Annotated in this window: 11 protein-coding genes and 1 pseudogene; 4 read left to right on the forward strand and 8 right to left on the reverse strand. The window is 72.9% G+C overall.

Translation table 11 applies throughout. From position 1 onward, the window contains the following. Positions 1 to 2: 2 nt before the first annotated feature. Together OG866_RS37355 and OG866_RS37360 are read right to left on the reverse strand one after the other, a co-directional pair. The gene (locus tag OG866_RS37355; protein ID WP_329341695.1) at positions 3 to 1,688 is read right to left on the reverse strand and encodes a DUF885 domain-containing protein; all 1,686 of its coding nucleotides are present in this window, start codon (positions 1,686 to 1,688) and stop codon (positions 3 to 5) included. Between the two features lie 33 nt (positions 1,689 to 1,721). Beyond that, positions 1,722 to 2,213, reverse strand: coding sequence for an Lrp/AsnC family transcriptional regulator (locus OG866_RS37360; RefSeq protein WP_059198292.1), 492 nt, complete (start codon positions 2,211 to 2,213; stop codon positions 1,722 to 1,724). A gap of 60 nt (positions 2,214 to 2,273) precedes the next feature. Between OG866_RS37360 and OG866_RS37365 the strand changes: the two genes are divergently transcribed. Further along, positions 2,274 to 3,476, forward strand: coding sequence for a trans-sulfuration enzyme family protein (locus OG866_RS37365; protein ID WP_329341697.1), 1,203 nt, complete (start codon positions 2,274 to 2,276; stop codon positions 3,474 to 3,476). Here OG866_RS37365 and OG866_RS37370 read toward each other — a convergent pair. The 5 genes from OG866_RS37370 to pdxR all read right to left on the reverse strand — a co-directional run bounded on the left by OG866_RS37370 (position 3,473) and on the right by pdxR (position 12,456). Then, positions 3,473 to 4,867: a GNAT family N-acetyltransferase gene (locus OG866_RS37370; RefSeq protein ID WP_329341699.1), complete on the reverse strand. Its 1,395-nt coding sequence runs from the start codon at positions 4,865 to 4,867 to the stop codon at positions 3,473 to 3,475. The two genes, OG866_RS37365 and OG866_RS37370, sit on opposite strands and share 4 nt — an antisense overlap. 112 nt (positions 4,868 to 4,979) lie before the next feature. Then, positions 4,980 to 7,622, reverse strand: a complete 2,643-nt coding sequence (locus tag OG866_RS37375; RefSeq protein ID WP_329341700.1) for a DUF7824 domain-containing protein — start codon at positions 7,620 to 7,622, stop codon at positions 4,980 to 4,982. After that, positions 7,619 to 9,145, reverse strand: a complete 1,527-nt coding sequence (locus OG866_RS37380; protein WP_329341702.1) for an SWIM zinc finger family protein — start codon at positions 9,143 to 9,145, stop codon at positions 7,619 to 7,621. Before OG866_RS37380 ends, OG866_RS37375 begins: the two co-directional genes overlap by 4 nt. Positions 9,146 to 9,284: 139 nt before the next feature. Next, positions 9,285 to 10,871, reverse strand: coding sequence for an alkaline phosphatase D family protein (locus tag OG866_RS37385; protein ID WP_329341704.1), 1,587 nt, complete (start codon positions 10,869 to 10,871; stop codon positions 9,285 to 9,287). Positions 10,872 to 11,031: 160 nt separating this feature from the next. After that, a complete protein-coding gene (pdxR, locus tag OG866_RS37390; RefSeq protein ID WP_329344467.1) occupies positions 11,032 to 12,456 on the reverse strand; it encodes a MocR-like pyridoxine biosynthesis transcription factor PdxR in 1,425 nt (474 codons plus the stop codon). Between the two features lie 185 nt (positions 12,457 to 12,641). Here pdxR and OG866_RS37395 point away from each other — a divergent pair. Continuing rightward, a pseudogene (locus tag OG866_RS37395) lies at positions 12,642 to 13,475 on the forward strand (EamA family transporter); the annotation flags it as partial. Positions 13,476 to 13,568: 93 nt separating this feature from the next. On the opposite strand, the gene OG866_RS37400 reads toward OG866_RS37395, so the two are convergent. After that, the gene (locus tag OG866_RS37400; RefSeq protein ID WP_329341706.1) at positions 13,569 to 14,399 is read right to left on the reverse strand and encodes an alpha/beta fold hydrolase; all 831 of its coding nucleotides are present in this window, start codon (positions 14,397 to 14,399) and stop codon (positions 13,569 to 13,571) included. A gap of 188 nt (positions 14,400 to 14,587) precedes the next feature. Here OG866_RS37400 and OG866_RS37405 point away from each other — a divergent pair, with 188 nt between their 5' ends. Beyond that, positions 14,588 to 15,469, forward strand: coding sequence for an RNA polymerase sigma-70 factor (locus tag OG866_RS37405; protein ID WP_329341708.1), 882 nt, complete (start codon positions 14,588 to 14,590; stop codon positions 15,467 to 15,469). 242 nt (positions 15,470 to 15,711) lie between these two features. Then, a complete protein-coding gene (locus tag OG866_RS37410; RefSeq protein ID WP_329341710.1) occupies positions 15,712 to 16,473 on the forward strand; it encodes a GntR family transcriptional regulator in 762 nt (253 codons plus the stop codon). Positions 16,474 to 16,496: the final 23 nt, after the last annotated feature.

Consider the following 16,496-nt stretch of genomic DNA (forward strand, 5'->3'; position numbering starts at 1 on the left):
TCTTACAACTGCGCCAGCTCGTCGACCAGGTCGTCGAGGCCCAGGGAGCCCTGCGACAGCGCCGCCATGTGCCAGGCCTTCAGGTCGAACGCGTCGCCGTGGCGCTGCCGGGCCTTCTCCCGACCCAGCAGCCAGGCGCGTTCGCCCAGCTTGTAGCCGATCGCCTGGCCGGGGATCGTCAGATAGCGGGTCAGCTCGCTCTCCACGAAGTCCGCCGGGCGGCTGCTGTGCGCGCCGAAGAACTCCTGGGCCAGCTCCGGCGTCCAGACCTCGCCCGGGTGGAACGGCGAGTCGGCCGGGATCTCCAGCTCCAGGTGCATACCGATGTCCACGATGACCCGCGTCGACCGCATCATCTGCGCGTCGAGGTAACCGAGCCGCTGCTCCGCGTCCGTGAGGAAGCCGAGCTCGTCCATCAGCCGCTCCGCGTACAGCGCCCAGCCCTCGGCGTTGGCGCTGACGCCGCCGATGGTGGCCTGGTAGCGGGAGAGGTTTCCGGCGACGTACGTCCACTGGGCGAGTTGGAGGTGATGGCCCGGGACGCCCTCGTGGTACCAGGTCGAGACGAGGTCGTAGACCGGGAAGCTGGTCTGCCCCATCGTCGGCAGCCAGGTACGGCCCGGGCGGGAGAAGTCCTCCGACGGGGCCGTGTAGTACGGCGCCGCCGCACTGCCGGGCGGCGCGATGCGCGACTCGACCTTGCGGACCGGCTCGGCGAGTTCGAAGTGCGTGCCGTCCAGCTTGTCGATCGCCTCGTCCATCAGGCTCTGCAACCAGTCCCGGACCTCGTCGACACCCTCGATGTGCCGGCCGTGCTCGTCGAGGTGCTTGAGCGCCACCCACGGCGTCTCGGCGCCCGGCAGGATCTTCTCCGCCTCCTGCCTCATCTCGCCGAGCAGCCGATGGAACTCGGACCAGCCGTACGCGTACGCCTCGTCCAGATCCAGGTCCGTGCCGTTGAAGTAGCGGGCCCAACGGGCGTACCGCTCCCGGCCGACCGTGTTCGAGGCGCCCTCGATCGTCGGCGCGTACACCTCCCGCATCCAGTCCCGCAGCTCCACGACGGCCGCGGTCGCGCCGCGCGCGGCCTCGTCCAGCTCGGCGCGCAGCGCCTCGGGGCCGTCCGCCGCGAAGTCCTCGAACCAGCCGCGTCCCTCCCCGGTGTCCGCCCACTCGGTGAGCTGTTCGACGAAGGTGGCGGTCGGGCGCGGCGAGGCGTACAGCTTGCGCTCCAGGCCGAGCGCGAGGGACTCGCGGTACCCGGCGAACGCGCCCGGTACGGCCCGCAGCCGCTCGGCGATCGCCGCCCAGTCCTCGTCGGTCTGGTTCGGCGTCACCGTGAACACCTCGCGCACCGAATGGGCGGCCGTCGCCATGTTGCCGACCGAGCGCAGCCCCTCGTCGGCGTCGTGCACGGCGAGTTCCGCGGTGAGCCGCTCGCGCAGCAGCCGGGCGCAGCGCCGCTCGATGTCACTGTCCGCGCCGGGCTGCCGCTCCGCCTCGTCGAGCCGGGCGAGCGTGTCCCGCTGGAGCCGGGCGAGCTTGTCCTGGCCCGCCGGTGAGGTGTCGGGCAGACGGTTCGAACTCTCCTTCACACCGAGGTAGGTGCCGGTGACCGGGTCGAGGGCGATGAGGGCGTCGACGTAGGCGTCGGCCACCTCACGGGGCAGGCTGTTGGTCTGTGACATGCCGTCCATCCTCGTACGAGGGGACGCCGCACGTCACCCGGATTGAGCCGAGGGCGTAGGCGGGAGCAGCGGCCCGCAGTCCCACTGCTGGAAGATCAACCGCGTCTCCACCCGGGCCACTTCGCGATGGGCGGTGAACTCGTCGAGCACCAGCCGTTGCAGATCCGTCATGTCCGCGACCGCGACATGGACGAGATAGTCGTCGGGCCCGGTCAGATGGAAGACGGTCCGTGATTCCGGCAGCGCCCTGATCCGCTCCACGAACGGCCCCACCAACTCCCGCCGATGCGGCCGGACCTGCACCGACAGCAGCGCCTCAAGCCCGCGCCCGAGCTTCGCCGGATCCAGCCGCAGCTGATGGCCGAGGATCACGCCGGCCCGGCGCAGCCGGGTCACCCGGTCCAGACAGGTCGACGCCGCGACCCCCACCTGGGCGGCGAGATCGCGATAGGTGGTCCGGGCGTCGTTCTGCAACAGCCGCAGAAGATGAAGGTCCACCGGATCCAGTACGACAGATTCGGCCATGCGCCGAACGTAACACGGCGTTCTGCCCATCGATCCCGGTCGGTGTTCACCCTGTCCCGCATGGAGACGACGCCTGTGCCCACCAGAGCCCTGGCCACCGAGGCCGTCCACGCCGGCCGCGACGACCTCGCCCGGCAGGGACTGCACGCCCCGCCCATCGACCTGTCGACCACTTACCCCTCGTACGACAGCCGGGGCGAGGCCGCCCGCATCGACGCCTTCGCCGCCACCGGCGCCGACCCGGACGGCCCGCCCGTCTACGGCCGCCTCGGCAACCCGACCGTCGCCCGCTTCGAGACGGCCCTGGCCCGCCTGGAGGGCACCGAGGCCGCGGTCGCCTTCGCCAGCGGCATGGCCGCGCTGAGCGCCGTCCTGTTGGTACGGGGCTCGATGGGCCTGCGCCATGTGGTCGCCGTCCGCCCCCTGTACGGGTGCAGCGACCACCTCCTGACCGCCGGGCTGCTCGGCTCCGAGGTGACGTGGACGGACCCGGCCGGCATCAGCGACGCGCTGCGCCCCGACACGGGCCTGGTCATGGTCGAGTCCCCGGCGAACCCGACGCTCGCCGAGGTGGACCTGCGCGCGGTGGCCCACGCCTGCGGCACGGTCCCGCTCCTCGCCGACAACACCTTCGCCACGCCCGTGCTCCAGCGCCCGGCCGAGCGGGGCGCACGGCTGGTGCTGCACAGCGCCACCAAGTACCTCGGCGGCCACGGCGACGTGATGGCGGGCGTGGTGGCCTGCGACGAGGAGTTCGCCGGCCGGCTCCGCCAGGTCCGGTTCGCCACCGGCGGCGTCCTGCACCCGCTGGCCGGCTATCTCCTCCTGCGCGGCCTGTCGACGCTCCCGGTCCGCGTCCACGCGGCCTCCGCGACCGCCGCCGAACTGGCCCGCCGCCTCGCCGCCGACCCGCGCGTCGCCCGCGTCCACTACCCGCGCATCGGCGGCGCGATGATCGCCTTCGAGGTCCACGGCGACCCGCACGAGGTGATCGCGAACGTCCGCCTGATCACCCCGGCGGTGAGCCTCGGCAGCGTCGACACCCTGATCCAGCACCCGGCGTCCATCAGCCACCGCATCGTCGACGCGGGCGACCGGCAGGGCGCCGGCGTGAGCGACGGCTTGCTGCGCATGTCGGTGGGCCTGGAGGACGTGGAAGATCTCTGGACGGATCTGGACAACGCCCTTGGGGTGACGCCCCTCAGGGACGCGGGGAACGGCGTGACCAGCCGCGACGCACCCGCAGTCGCGATCCGGTACTAGCCCCTACGGCGCTCGGGCGAACCCGCACTCACCTGCTCCACAGCCCCCTGCGAAGCCAGCCGCGCAGTGATCACCAGGGTCCCCTCCTCGATCTGATAGTCGAGGGGGAGGCCCAACCCTCGCATCGCCGCCACCATCCCCGTGTTGGACGACTGGGTCACCGCGTACACGCTCTCGCACCCGGCCTCACCAGCCATCCCCACCAGCCTGTGCAGCAACTCCGCCCCGATCCCGCGTCGCTGCCACTCGTCCTCGACCAGCAGTGCGACCTCGGTCTCGTCCCCGTCCCACAGCAGATGCCCCAGACCGACCAGCCGACCCGACGCAGTCTGCACGGCCAGGGTTCGCCCGAACCGCGGGCTGAGCAGGTGGTTCAAGTACCGGTGCGCGTCACCGACCGGCCCGTGGTAGCGCAGACCAAGCGTCCGCGGGCTGCACCGCTCGTGCATCGCCTTCGCGGCCTCCAGATCCCCGGTGTCCGCCCGGCGCACGGTGATGTCGTTGCCCTCGGGCAACGTCAGCACATCCTCGCTGTGCGGCACGCGCGGTCCCAGGACCGTGTCCAGCTCCACCAGGGCCCGCGCCCGCGCGAACTCGGTCGGGGTGAACGGCAGATACGGCCGCTCCACGGTGATCACTCCGCCTTCCGGTGCCCGCAGCCTCAGCACGGTCTCCTCAAGCACCCCTTCCACGGGCACGCTCTCCGGCCCGCGGCCCCCTCCGGCCGGCGCGGCGGGCAGTGACCTGATGGTGCACCGGCCCAGCAACTGCCTCAGCGCCAGCGGCAGTTCCGCCGCGTCCAGCGCGGTACGGGCGGCGAGCCCGAGCACCCGGGTCGGCGCGTCGACCAGGTCGTGGGCGTCGGCCCGCTCGATCCAGGTACCGGAACCGCCGGCCAGGGCGACGGCCCGGGTGATCTCGGTCGCCGTCAGCTCATGGGGCGCCCGCAGCAGGAACTCGTCCACCGTGCCCTCGGCCAGCGGGTGCGTCTGGAGGCTGAGGATGTCGACCCGGTGGCCGGCGAGGGCCGTGCACAGTGCGGCCAGCGATCCCGGCTCGTCCTTCACCGTCGTCCGCATCCGCCACAGCACGCTCTCCCCGGTGTCGGCGGACGGCCCGGCCTGCGTCTCCGAGGAGGGCGGCCGGGCACCGGTATCGCGCACCGGCGGCGCGTGACCGTGGCGGCGTGCCCACCATGTGTGGAACCCCGCCGTGGCGACCAGGACGATCGCCGACACCAGCAGCAGCTCCGGACCGTCGGGCCCGTGGCCGATCACATTGGCGACGGCGTCCGCCACCGCGACCGCCGTGAACAGCGCGGCCAGTTCGATGAGGTCCCGGCGCCAGTGGTGGACCGGACGACCGTGCCTCGCACGCGTCACATCAGACATTTCTCGACTCATGCACCCACTGTGAAGGAACGGTGTTGCGTGATCACGAACGGTTTGTGACCGGGCGGTAAAGACAAGATCTGGGCTTTTTGTCCGGATCCTTACTGTCCTCTCACGCTGCGGCCTCCTCAACCAACGCCCCCTGGAGCCGACGGGCCTGTGTCACCAGCCGCGACGACCCGCTCCGGGACGCGGCCGCGGCCAGATGCGGCAGCTCACCCCGCGCCCCGGACCGCTCGGCGCACTCAGCGGCCACCGCCAGCAGCTCCCCGAGCCCCCGGCTCTTTGCGGCATGCCCGTCCGGCCCGCCGGTCGCGAGGTCGCCGAGCAGCAGCGGCAGGGTGTGGCAGAGCATCCCCCAGATCGTGGCGTTCGCCCCCGTCGTGGCCGCCGTGCGCAGCGAGTCGGCCAGCCGCAGCGGCTTCACCGCCCCCTCCCGCACCAGCTTTCCGAGGTCCGTGCCCAGCAGCGCCGCATCGAGCTGGCCCCGAGCGGCGAGCACCAGCAGGGCGTCCACCGCGGCGAGCCGGTCCTCCTCGTGGCGGGCGCCGAGCCCGTACGCCACGCACAGGTGGACGGCGTCGCCCGCCTCGCCACCGGACTCGGCGAGCAGCGGCAGTACGGCCGCCGGTCCACGGATGTCGTCCACGGCGACCGTGGAGAGGTCGCGGAGCATCCGGGCCGCGACGAGCTCACGTCGCTCGGGGAGCAGGGCGAGCCAGTGCGGACGTATCGAGTCGTCCCAGTGGTAGCAGTGCCAGCGGTCCCGGTAGACGCTCACCGGCTGCCCCAGGGGCCGGAACTCGCGCGGGAAGTCATCTTGCAGTTCCCCGAGTTCACCGAACTCGACCAGGATGCGCGCGTGCGCCGTACGACGCCGGTCCGCCGGGAGCTGCGGGCCGCCCGAGGTGAGCCAATGGGCGAGCCGCGTGCCCTCCGTGGTGCCGAGGGCCGCCGCGCGCCCCGCCGCCGATGTTGCCGCCGTCCGGTTCCCGCGCCGCACGCGCAGCAGCGCCTGAGCGAAGTCCGCGTCCGAGGGCCGGGCGCCCAGCCGTCGGTAGCTGGCGAGTCGATCCACCAGCTCGTCGGGCTCCAGAAGGCCCGTGCTCCAGCTGGGCGTGGAGAGGAGGAACGGCAGCGGATCCGTCCGTATTCGGAACGCCACCTCGGAGATCCGCGCCTGAAAGGCACGGTCGAGAGCGCTGTGCACACAGGTCTGCCCCGTCGTCCCGTGCTGGACGGCGGCGTGGAGGGTCTGTGTCCGGACCTTGCCGAGCAGCGCCGCGAGGACGAGCTGGAGGTGCGGATAGTTGTTGAAGTAGGTGTTCTCCCTGATGTGTTCGGCATCTGCCGTGGCCCACCACAGCCGCGCCACGACCGGGCCGAGCGCCTCGACCAGGGCGTCCCGGTCGTCGTGCGCGTGGCGCACCAGCCCGTCCAGGGTGCGCTCGAACGACGCCACGTCACCGCGGGAGGCCAGCAACGCGCCGACCTCTTCCGCGAGTTCGGCCACCGACTCGGGAGCGGGCCCCAGCCGCACCGGCTCCGGCACCGGCGGCAGCACCTCCTCGTGCACCACCGGCTCCATGTCCGCCGGGGCCATGCCCAGCGAAGCGGCCGCCCTGGTGCGCAGCGCCGGGATCAACTGCCGTGCCGTCTCCGCGAGTTCGGACCGCGTCTCGGGGCCGGCCTTCTTGATGTGCCGCTCCACGAGCTTCAGCGCCCGTTCCTGGACGTCCGAGTCCTCGTGTCCGAAGGCCTGCGCGGCGGCCGGGAGCAGCTCGTCGGCCGTGGCGGCGTCGCGCGCCATGACCTTGCCCAGCAGGACGAGCTGAGCCCGGACGAGCTTCTTCTCGGTGCGGAACAGCACCCCGCCCGACATCTCGGCCAGCTGACGCGCGGACAGCTCGCCGTCCAGGGCGAGGCCGCCCAGCACCGACTGCGCGTGCGAGGCCACCACCGAGGGGGCGTCGGCGGCCAGGGCCAGCCACTCGGCGGTGCGTTCCCGCTCTTCCTCGCGGGTGAGGTCGAGGGCCTTGAGCAGCCGCAGAAACCCTCGGTGGTCGGCGCCTGTCCCGTCCCGCAGGAGCCGGGACACGCACGCGTGGACCATCGCCCCGCGCTCCAGCGCGCCCTCGGCGGTGAGCTGCGCCAATGCGCCGGTCCAGCTGTTGGGCCCCTCCTCGGCCGGCCATTGCAGGGCGCCGCCGATGTCGTCCGTCTCGAACAGCGCGGCGACGAGCTGAGGGAGATGCGGGTCCTTGCGCAGCCGGGTGAGCACCGTGTCCCCGCGCTGCCAGATGCTGCCGATGTGGCGCATCCAGCCCTCCACATACGCCTGCGTCGTCGGGACCTGGCAGGCGGAGAGCCGGACCAGGCCCGCCATCAGCTCGTACGGCACCCGCGCACTCGGCGGGCGCTGGGCGAGCCGGTGCACCACGTCGGCGAGCCAGTCGGTCTCGCGGTCGGCCAGGACGTCGATCAGCACCGCCGGCGGCGCCTGCCACCACCGCATGTCGGCGGCGGCCAGCCAGTTCGCGACGGCTGCCGCGCTGGACTGGCAGGCAGCCCCGGCCATCTGGAGCGGCGGGTAGGCGCGCCGGGCCTGCACGCCCCACCGATCCGCCCGCAGCTCCTTGCGAAGCTCCTTCAACTCGGGGAAGACCGACCGTCGTTCGGCGTCCGTCATCCCGTCCAGCAGGCCCGTCAGCTCACTCGTCCGCCCGGCCCGTACCGCGTCCGTCAGCACGTTCATCGCGCACCCCCGTCGACTCGCACCGTCTCCCGCTCCACCGCGGCAGTCCCGTCCCCCGCAGCAGTCCCGTCCCCCGCGGCAGTCCCCTCGGCTGCGGCGCCCTGTTGCGCGGCGGCAGTCCCGTCCACCGCGGTCACCCCCTCGACCGCGGCGCCCTGCCGCACCGCGGTGCCCCGGCGTACCATCCGCACCGCCAGCGCGTGCTTGCACGGTCCGCGTCCGCCCCGGTACCTCGCCCACCACAGACAACTGCACGTGAGCACCCCCGCTGTGTCCCGCACCCGGTGCACATGGCCGTCCTCGGCCGTCACCGTGCCACCCGTGCCGTCCAGGGACACCGCGCCCGCCGCCACCAGCTTGCGGGCCGAACGCAGCCGCGGGTTGTGCCGCTCGACGCGCTCGGCGTCGTACGGCAGCTCGCGATGGAAGTAGGCCGCCTCCGCCGTGTCGTACCCGACGCGGCCCGAGGTGCCGAGGCGCACCAGGGCCGCCCGGACCCGCTCGGTCGTCAGGCCCGCCGCCGCGGCGAGGTCGGCCACGTCGACGCGGGGCTCCCAGGCCAGGAGCACCGCGATCAGCTCCGCGTCCTCGGCGGCCTCGTCGGTGGCGAGCGCGTCCAGGACACCGCCCTCGCCGGAGAAGCCGCGTGAGGCGTCGGGCGACAGCGTCAGGGTGAGCCGCATGCCCGGCAGGACGGCCTCCCAGGCACTGGCCGTCGCGTCGGCGCCGGCCGCCGCCACCGTGGGGCCGTACACCCGCAGCGCGGTCGCGTGCCGGAGCACCCGCTGGAGGGCGATCAGCCGCTCCGGGCCCGGAAGACACACCGCCCCCGGTACCGCGCGCGTCGTCGGACGCAGCGCGGCGCCCGTCGGCACCACCCAGCGCGGGCCGCCGCGCGATCCGCCGCGCGGCAGCGAGCGCAGGAACCGGACGGCCTCGGCGGCGGACAGCTCGGCCCGCAGATCGAAGCCCGCCGCGATCACCTGGGCCTCCGCGAAGCCCCGCAGCCAACGGTCCGGGAGCGGCACCTTCTTCTCCACGACCGGACCCTCCAGCGTGGTCACGGCCAACTCCTCGGGCCCGACCCGCAGATGGAGCGGATCGTCCGCGCCGATCCGCGACAGGGCCTCGCGCAGGGGGTTGTTCACATCGACGTTCGTCGTGCCGTGCCCCACCTCGCCGCCGTCGAGGCCTGCCTCCAGGATGTCCAGGCGGGCGTACACCCCGCCGCAGCCCGAGAAGGACTCGAAGCGCAGCCGGTCGCCGTTGCCCGTCACCACCGGGTCGAGCGAGGCGCGCAGCTGCCGCTGGTAGTAACGCGCCGCCGCCACGTCGGCCACCGCGAGCAGGCCGGCGGAGGCCACCTGAGGAGACGTCAGGAAGCCCGTGAAGAACCGCGGATGGTCCGTCGGACCCGAGGGCGTCGCACCCCGTGAGGTCTCCAGTCCCAGGCGCTGCGCACCCGCCGCGGACTCCAGCACGGAGGGTCGGTGATAGGCCACGGCCTGCAAGGATCGCGTCATGGAAAAACCGTAGAGGCGACCACTGACAATCGGCTCCGACCTGCGAAAACGCCCTGCGGAAGGGGGAGTTCGCAGGCCGCGCACCGGGGGATGACGCCGGTACGCGGCCCGCCTTCGAGGGTACGGGAGCCGACGGGGGCTACTGACCCACTCGGCCCGGCCGCAGCACCTGCGTGAACAGCACGGTGCCGTCCTGCTCACGCAGCCGGACCGTCAGGTCGCCGCTGTCACCGTCGATGTCGACCTCGCCGAAGAACTGGTAGCCGCCGGCGGGGGAGACGTTCGAGGCGGTCGGCGCCTTCACGAACACCCGCTCCGGACCGAAGGTGTTGTCGAGCGCGCTCGCCGGGAAGGCACCGGCGTTCAGCGGGCCCGAGACGAACTCCCAGAACGGCTCGAAGTCCGTGAACGCGGCCCGCGACGGCTGGTAGTGCTGCGCCGAGGTGTGGTGCACGTCGGCCGTGAGCCACACCGTGCCGGTGATCCGCCGATGCTTGATGTGCCGCAGCAGCTCGGCGATCTGGAGCTCACGCCCGAGCGGCGCGCCCGGATCGCCCTGGGCCACCGCCTCGATGTTGGCCTTGCCCTCGGTCGTGTCCGGCACGACGAGCCCGAGCGGCATGTCAGAGGCGATCACCTTCCACACCGCCCGCGAGCGCGACAACTCCCGCTTGAGCCACTCCAACTGCTCCCGCCCGAGGATGCCCTGCGGGTCCACGGTCTGGTCGTCGGCCGAGTTGGCGTTGCGGTACGTCCGCATGTCCAGCACGAACACGTCCAGCAACGGGCCCTGCCGCAGCACCCGGTACACCCGCCCCTCCCGCCTGCCCGTGGGCAGCGTGGAGATCGGGAAGTACTCGCCGAACGCCCGCCGGGCCCGCGCCGCGAGCACGTCGACGCTCTTCTCGGTGTAGCGGGTGTCGGTATCCGCGATCACCTCGCCCGGGTACCAGTTGTTGCGCACCTCGTGGTCGTCCCACTGGATGATCGACGGCACCTGTGCGTTGAACCGTCGCAGGTTCTCGTCCAGCAGGTTGTAGCGGAAGTTCCCGCGGAACTCCGCCAGCGTCTCGGCGACCTTCGCCTTCTCCTCGGTGGTGACGTTCCGCCAGATGCTCCCGTCGGGCAGCGTGGCCGTCGCCGAGATCGGGCCGTCGGCGTAGATGTTGTCGCCGCTGCACAGGAAGAAGTCCGGGTCGAGAGCGGCCATCGCCCGGTAGATCGTGTAGCCGCCGAAGTCCGGGTTGATCCCCCAGCCCTGGCCCGCGAGATCGCCGGACCACAGGAAGCGCACGCCGTCGCGACGCCCGGCCGACGCCGTGCGGAAGGTGCCGGTGACGGGCTCGCCGGTGCGGCGCGGATCGTCCGGGTCGGCGAGCAGCACGCGGTAGTGGATCTGCTCGCCCGCCGGGAAGCCGTGCAGCCGGGTGGTGCCGGTGAAGTCGGTGCCGGCGCCGAGCAGCGGGCCCTGCCATCGGCGGGCGTTGCGGAACGACTCGGTGGCGGACGTCTCGACGATCATCCGCGCGGGACGGTCGGAGCGCACCCACACCAGCCCGGAGTGCGCGGTCACGTCTCCCGTCTGCACACCCCACCCCGCCTCAGGACGCCCGGAGAGGGCGAACGCCGGCGCCGCGCCGGCCGCGGCGGGCAGGGTCAGGGCCGCCGACGCGACCAGGGAGCCGCGCAGCACGCTGCGGCGGCCGGGGAACGGACGGTGGGACATGGATGCGCCTCCAGGGACGGGATCCGGCCAGTGTGCGATGCCATGACTACTGGTGCGCCGCAGCGCACACGGAAACCACAAGTGAACAACTGACCGCATTCGCAAGGGAACGGAGGTTCGAGACAGGCAAGGCGCGTCTATGTCCCTCAGCGTCGGACGGTCACCCAGGGCCCGCCTCGGCCATCAGCCGTACGCCCTCACGGATCCGCGCGGGGGAGAGGTGCGCGTACCCGAGCACCAGCCGAAGCTCCGCCGTATCGCCGGTACGCGCGTGGGTGCACGCCGACAGCGGACGTACGGCCACCCCGGCCGCCGTCACGCGCGCGAGGAAGCGCTCCTCGGGCCCGTACCGCTCCGGCAGCGTGGCGATGACATGCAGTCCGGCGGCGATCCCGGACACCTGCGAGCCGGGGAAGTGCTCCTCCAGCGCGGCCACGAGGGCGTCGCGCCGCTCGCGGTAGGCGTGCTGGCAGCGGCGCAGCTGACGGTCGTAGTCGCCGCGCTCCACGAAGCGGGTGAAGGCCGCCTGGTCGAGGGTGGGATGGCCGAGGTCCATGGTCCGCTTGCGCTCGATCACCTCGTCGGCGAGGGCCTCAGGCACCAGCAGCCAGCCGAGCCGCAGCCCCGGGGCGAGGGACTTGCTGACCGAGCCCGCGTACGCCACCCGTTCCGGGTCGAGACCCTGGAGCGCGCCGACGGGGGCGCGGTCGTAGCGGAAATCGCCGTCGTAGTCGTCCTCCAGGAGGAACCCGTCCACCGAGCGTGCCCAGTCGAGGAGTTCGGCCCGGCGCCGCGCCGAGCACGCGATGCCGGTGGGGTACTGGTGGGCGGGCGTCGTCACCACCGCGCGGACGCCCGACGCCCGCAGCGGTGCGAGGGCGAGCCCTTCGTCATCCAGCGGGACGGGCACCGGGGTGACGCCCGCCGCCGCGTAGAGGCCGTCGTGCTGAGGGCTGCCGGGGTCCTCGACACCGACCGTGCGCAGCCCGCGCGCGTGGAGCGCGAAGCCGAGCAGCGTCGTCGCCTGGGCCACCCCGGAGACCACCACGATCCGCTCCGGATCGGCGACCACACCCCGGCGGCGCGCGAGCAGTTCGGCCAGCGTGGTGCGCAGCCGGGGCAGCCCGCGCGGGTCGGGGTAGCCGAGCTCGTGGTGCGGCAGCTCCGCCAGCACCCCACGCTGCGCCGCCGCCCAGGCGGACCGCGGGAACAGGGACAGGTCCGGGGTGCCGGGCACGAAGTCGGCCCGGGCACCGGACGGCCGGGGCGCGAGGTCACGCGCGCGTGGCCGGGCCGCCCGTACGGCACCGCCCACCCAGGTCCCCGCGCCCCGGCCGCTGCGCAGATAACCCTCGGCCGTCAACTGCTCGTACGCCTCGGTGACCAACCCCCGGGACACCCCTAGGTCCGCCGCCAGATCCCGGCTCGACGGCAACCGCGTCCCCGGCACCAGCCGCCCCGACCGCACCGCCTCCCGCAACGCCGCCTGCAAGGACCGCCCACGCGCGCGTGCGGGCGCGGAAACCGCCGGAAGCAGCAGCTCCCAGGCGACCGAGCCGCCACCACCGCCCGGGAGGGACGGCACACCCTCCCGCCCTACGGACGCCGCCTCACCCTCCGCGGCCGAACCCACCGACGACTCCGCGCCAGAACCCACAGACGACTCCTGGCCCATGCTCCCGACCTTCCCCCACCGCCCCCGATTGGTCCCCGACGGCGTCATGGAAATGGACCTTAAACCGGACCGCCGCCCTTCCTAGCGTCACTCCCATGAACGCCACCACCCGCGGAACGCTGCTCGCAGGGTTCGCCTGTGTCCTCGTCGGCGCGTCCTTCACCGCCAACAGCAAGCTTGGCGACTACCCGTACGCGGGCGGTCAGTTCCTCCGCTACGGACTCGCCTGCCTGCTGCTCCTGCCCCTCGCCGGGCGAGGCGCCCCGGCCCGGCTGAGGGCGCTCGGGCCCCGCGCGTGGGGCCGCCTCGCACTGCTCGCCGCCGTCGGCATGGTTGGCTTCAACATGGCCGTCATCGCCGCCGAGCGCACCGCGGAGCCGGCCGTTCCAGGCGTCTTCGTGGGCTGCGCCCCGGTCGTGGTGGCCGTCGTCGTCCCGGCGCTCGACGGGCGCCGACCCCAACGCGCCGTGCTCCACGGGGCGTTGCTCGTCGCGCTGGGAGCCTTCACCGTCCAGGGCTGGGGACGCACGGACGCCACCGGTCTCGCCTTCTCCGTGGGCGCGCTGGCCGGTGAGGTCGGCTTCGCGGTCCTCGCCGTACCGGTACTGCGTCCCCTGGGCCCACGGCTGCTGTCCGCGACGGTGTGCGGGGTCGCCGCGGCCGAGTCGTTGGCGGCGGGGCTCCTTCTGGACGGCACGGCGTGGCTGCGCCGGCCGGACGGCACCGAGGCCGCCGCGCTGCTGTGGCAGGCGGCGGTCGTCACCGTCGTCGGCTTCGTGTGCTGGTACATGGGTGTGCAGCGGATCGGCGCGGAGCGCGCCACGCTGTTCTCCGGCCTCATCCCGGTCGCCGCCGCCTGCACCGCCCCGCTCGTCGGCACGGGGGCCTACGGCACCGCCCAGGCCGTCGGCAGCGGCCTCGTCGGCGTGGGAGTCGCCCTCGGCTCGGGCGCGTTCAGCGGGAACAGGAGGGCCTCGGCGCCTGCCGGCACGGAGACTTCAGTGGCCGCCACCGCCAAGCCGTCAGCGGCTGCCGTCGAGGATCACGCGCGCGACGAGCGCCGGGTCGTCGTTCATCGGGCAGTGACCGCAGCCGGGCAGTCGCACGAGACGGGCCTTGGGAATGATCTGCTTGGCGCGGACCCCCTGGCGGCGCAGCAGGATCCGGTCCTTGCTGCCCCAGGCCACGGTGACCGGAATGCCGGGGAGGTCGTCCACGAACTGGACGGAGCCGCCCGCGCGGAGGGTGTCGGCGAAGCCCGTCGCGTTCACCAGCGCGAGCGTCTCGGCGACGACGGCCTCGGGTGAACGGCGGCCCGGGCGGGCGTAGATGGTGCTCGTCAGCGCGGTCCGTCCGGCAGCCGACCGCGACAGCCGCTCCACGACGGGCAGCGGCATCCGCTGGGCGATACCCCGCATCGCGAGCAGCACGGTGAAGGCGTACCGTCGCTCGGCCTCCGACCAGAACCCCGCGGGGGACAGCGCGGTGACGGACCGTACGAGCTTCTCCCGGCCGAGTTCGAGGGCGAGCAGGCCACCGAGCGAGTTGCCCGCCACATGCGGCCGGCCCAGTTCCAGCGCCTCACAGAACGCGCCGAACACGGCGGTCGTGGTGGCCAGGTCGTACGAGAGTCCCTCGGGCAGCCCCGGGGACGCACCGAAGCCGGGCAGGTCCACGGCGATCACGTCGCGCTCGCTCGCCAGGATGTCCACGACCGGGTCCCAGGCCTGCCGGTGGTGGCCTATGCCGTGCAGCAGCAGGAGCGGTTCGCCGCTGCCCACGCGCGCGTAGTCGACCGTCACCGATCGCGGGCCGTGCGGGGAAGGGACCTTGAACGAGACGGTGTCGGCCATGGGGTGTGCTCCTCGTCTGGGACTCGTGGGACGTGTCGAACTCGCTGAGTGCGCCGCGTAGACAGCTTGTCAGCAATTACTACCGACGGGTAGCCCCTCCTGACCTCTCCTGGTCCCTCCTGATCCTTCCTGGGCCGCACCGCCGAATCCGCCTGGACAGCGCGCGGCGGGTCGGCTGGGATGGAGCCGTGACCATCGACACCGTGACCGACGTCTTCGAAGAGCACCGTCCCGTACTGCTGGGAGTCGCCTACCGCATGCTCGGGCGGGTGGCCGACGCGGAGGACGTCGTCCAGGAGGCCTGGTTGCGCTGGTCCGGCGCGGACCGCGGGGACGTGCGCGAACCGCGCGGCTATCTCGTGCGGATCACGACCCGCCTGGCCATCGACCGGCTCCGCCAGATCAAGGCGCGCAACGAGGCCTACGTCGGGCCGTGGCTGCCCGAGCCGTACGTCACCGACTTCGGGGACGTCGTCCCGGACACCGCGGAGCGGGCCGTGCTCGCCGACTCCGTCTCGCTCGCCGTCCTCGTCGTCATGGAGTCCCTCTCGCCCCTGGAGCGCGCGGTGTTCGTGCTCAGGGAGGCCTTCGGCTACCCGTACGCGGACATCGCCGCCCTCCTCGACCGGGAGGAACCGGCGGTGCGCCAGCTCGCCGGGCGCGCCCGCAGACACGTCGAGGAGCGGCGGCCCCGCTACGAGGTCGACCCCGCCCAGCGCCGTGACTTCACCGAGCGCTTCCTCGCCGCCGCCGCGGAGGGCGACCTGGGCGCGCTCATGTCGCTGCTGGCCCCGGATGTCCGCCTCGTCGGCGACAGCGGAGGCAAGTCGAAGGCGCCGGTGCGGATCATCGAGACGGCGGACAAGGTCGGCCGGTTCCTCATCGGCGCCGCGCGCAAGGGCGTTCCGGACATGTCCTTCCGTGCCGTGGAACTCAACGGCGGTCCGGCGGTGGTGGTCCTGTCCGGCGACGAGGTCGTCACGGTCTTCCAGGTGGACATCGCGGACGGCCGGATCCAGTCGGTCTACCTGCTGAGCAACCCCGACAAGCTGCAATCGCTTTCCGCCTAGCGGCGCCCGGTTCGAAGCCCCCGTCCCTCGCGACGGGGGCTTTGCCGTCATGTCACGGACCACCACCCCGTACGAACGCCTCGTGAACGCTCCGCGGCACGGCCCCTGTGAGTGCCGCGAGGGATCGAGGATTGGTCTTGACCAAGGGTGGGGGCCGCCCTATGGTCGCAGATAAGTGCAACAACCTTTAATAAACAAGGGCGCTAAAACGCCGCCGGATTACGGCGATTGCGGAGGACAGGGTGGGGACCACGCAGCTGGAATCGGTGCCGGAACCGAAGTACTGGCATCTCAAGACCGTGCTCAGTGAGGCACTGGACTCCGAGTTCTCCGTGGGCGAGATCCTGCCCAACGAGCGAGACCTCGCCGCCCGGTTCGGCGTCGCCCGTGCCACGCTCCGGCAGGCCCTCGAACAGCTCGAACTGGAAGGACGCCTCCAGCGCCGCCGAGGAGTGGGTACGACGGTCGCGCCGCCGCGGGTGGGGGTCGCCGTCGGCACCGAGCAGCACGCCTGGCCGGGCACGGCCACCGATGCCTGGCAGCCGGCCGACAGCACGCTGGAGGTCCCGCCGGCCGCCGTCGCCGCCGCGCTGGAATCCGGCCCTGACGACACCGTGCACATCGTGCGCCGCTCCCGGATGACGCACGGCCAACCCGTCGCCGCGGAGCTGCTCTACGTCCCGCAGTCGTCGGTGCCCGAGCTGTCCGCCATCGACACCCCGGCGGGGGCGGCACGCGCGCGTGCCGTGCTGCGTGAGTTGCAGCGCCTGGAACTGGACGGGCAGGACAGCGCCGTCGAACTCGGCTCGGCCCGCGCGGACGACGCCAAGCAGCTCGACCGGCTGCCGGGCGCACCCGTCCTGGTCGTCACCACCCGCTTCTTCGCCGGTGGCCGCACCGCCGCGCTCTCCGTCGCCACCTACCGCGCCGACACCTGCCGGCTGACGTTCGGCGACTCCGGCGGCGTGGAGATCCACCAGGACCCGGAGCGCCAGGCGTCCTGACCCCCGCCACCGCGCCGCCCCAT

It is taken from the genome of Streptomyces sp. NBC_00663 (genome assembly GCF_036226885.1).
In the GTDB taxonomy this organism is placed as follows: Bacteria; Actinomycetota; Actinomycetes; order Streptomycetales; family Streptomycetaceae; genus Streptomyces.

What these genes read in the sequence shown, in the direction of transcription:
- OG866_RS37360 (WP_059198292.1), bottom strand. Translation starts at nt 2,213, where the DNA reads ATGGCCGAATCTGTCGTACTGGATCCGGTGGACCTTCATCTTCTGCGG.
- OG866_RS37375 (WP_329341700.1), bottom strand. Translation starts at nt 7,622, where the DNA reads ATGAACGTGCTGACGGACGCGGTACGGGCCGGGCGGACGAGTGAGCTG.
- OG866_RS37385 (WP_329341704.1), bottom strand. Translation starts at nt 10,871, where the DNA reads ATGTCCCACCGTCCGTTCCCCGGCCGCCGCAGCGTGCTGCGCGGCTCC.
- OG866_RS37380 (WP_329341702.1), bottom strand. Translation starts at nt 9,145, where the DNA reads ATGACGCGATCCTTGCAGGCCGTGGCCTATCACCGACCCTCCGTGCTG.
- OG866_RS37355 (WP_329341695.1), bottom strand. Translation starts at nt 1,688, where the DNA reads ATGTCACAGACCAACAGCCTGCCCCGTGAGGTGGCCGACGCCTACGTC.
- OG866_RS37370 (WP_329341699.1), bottom strand. Translation starts at nt 4,867, where the DNA reads ATGTCTGATGTGACGCGTGCGAGGCACGGTCGTCCGGTCCACCACTGG.
- OG866_RS37365 (WP_329341697.1), top strand. Translation starts at nt 2,274, where the DNA reads ATGGAGACGACGCCTGTGCCCACCAGAGCCCTGGCCACCGAGGCCGTC.
- OG866_RS37400 (WP_329341706.1), bottom strand. Translation starts at nt 14,399, where the DNA reads ATGGCCGACACCGTCTCGTTCAAGGTCCCTTCCCCGCACGGCCCGCGA.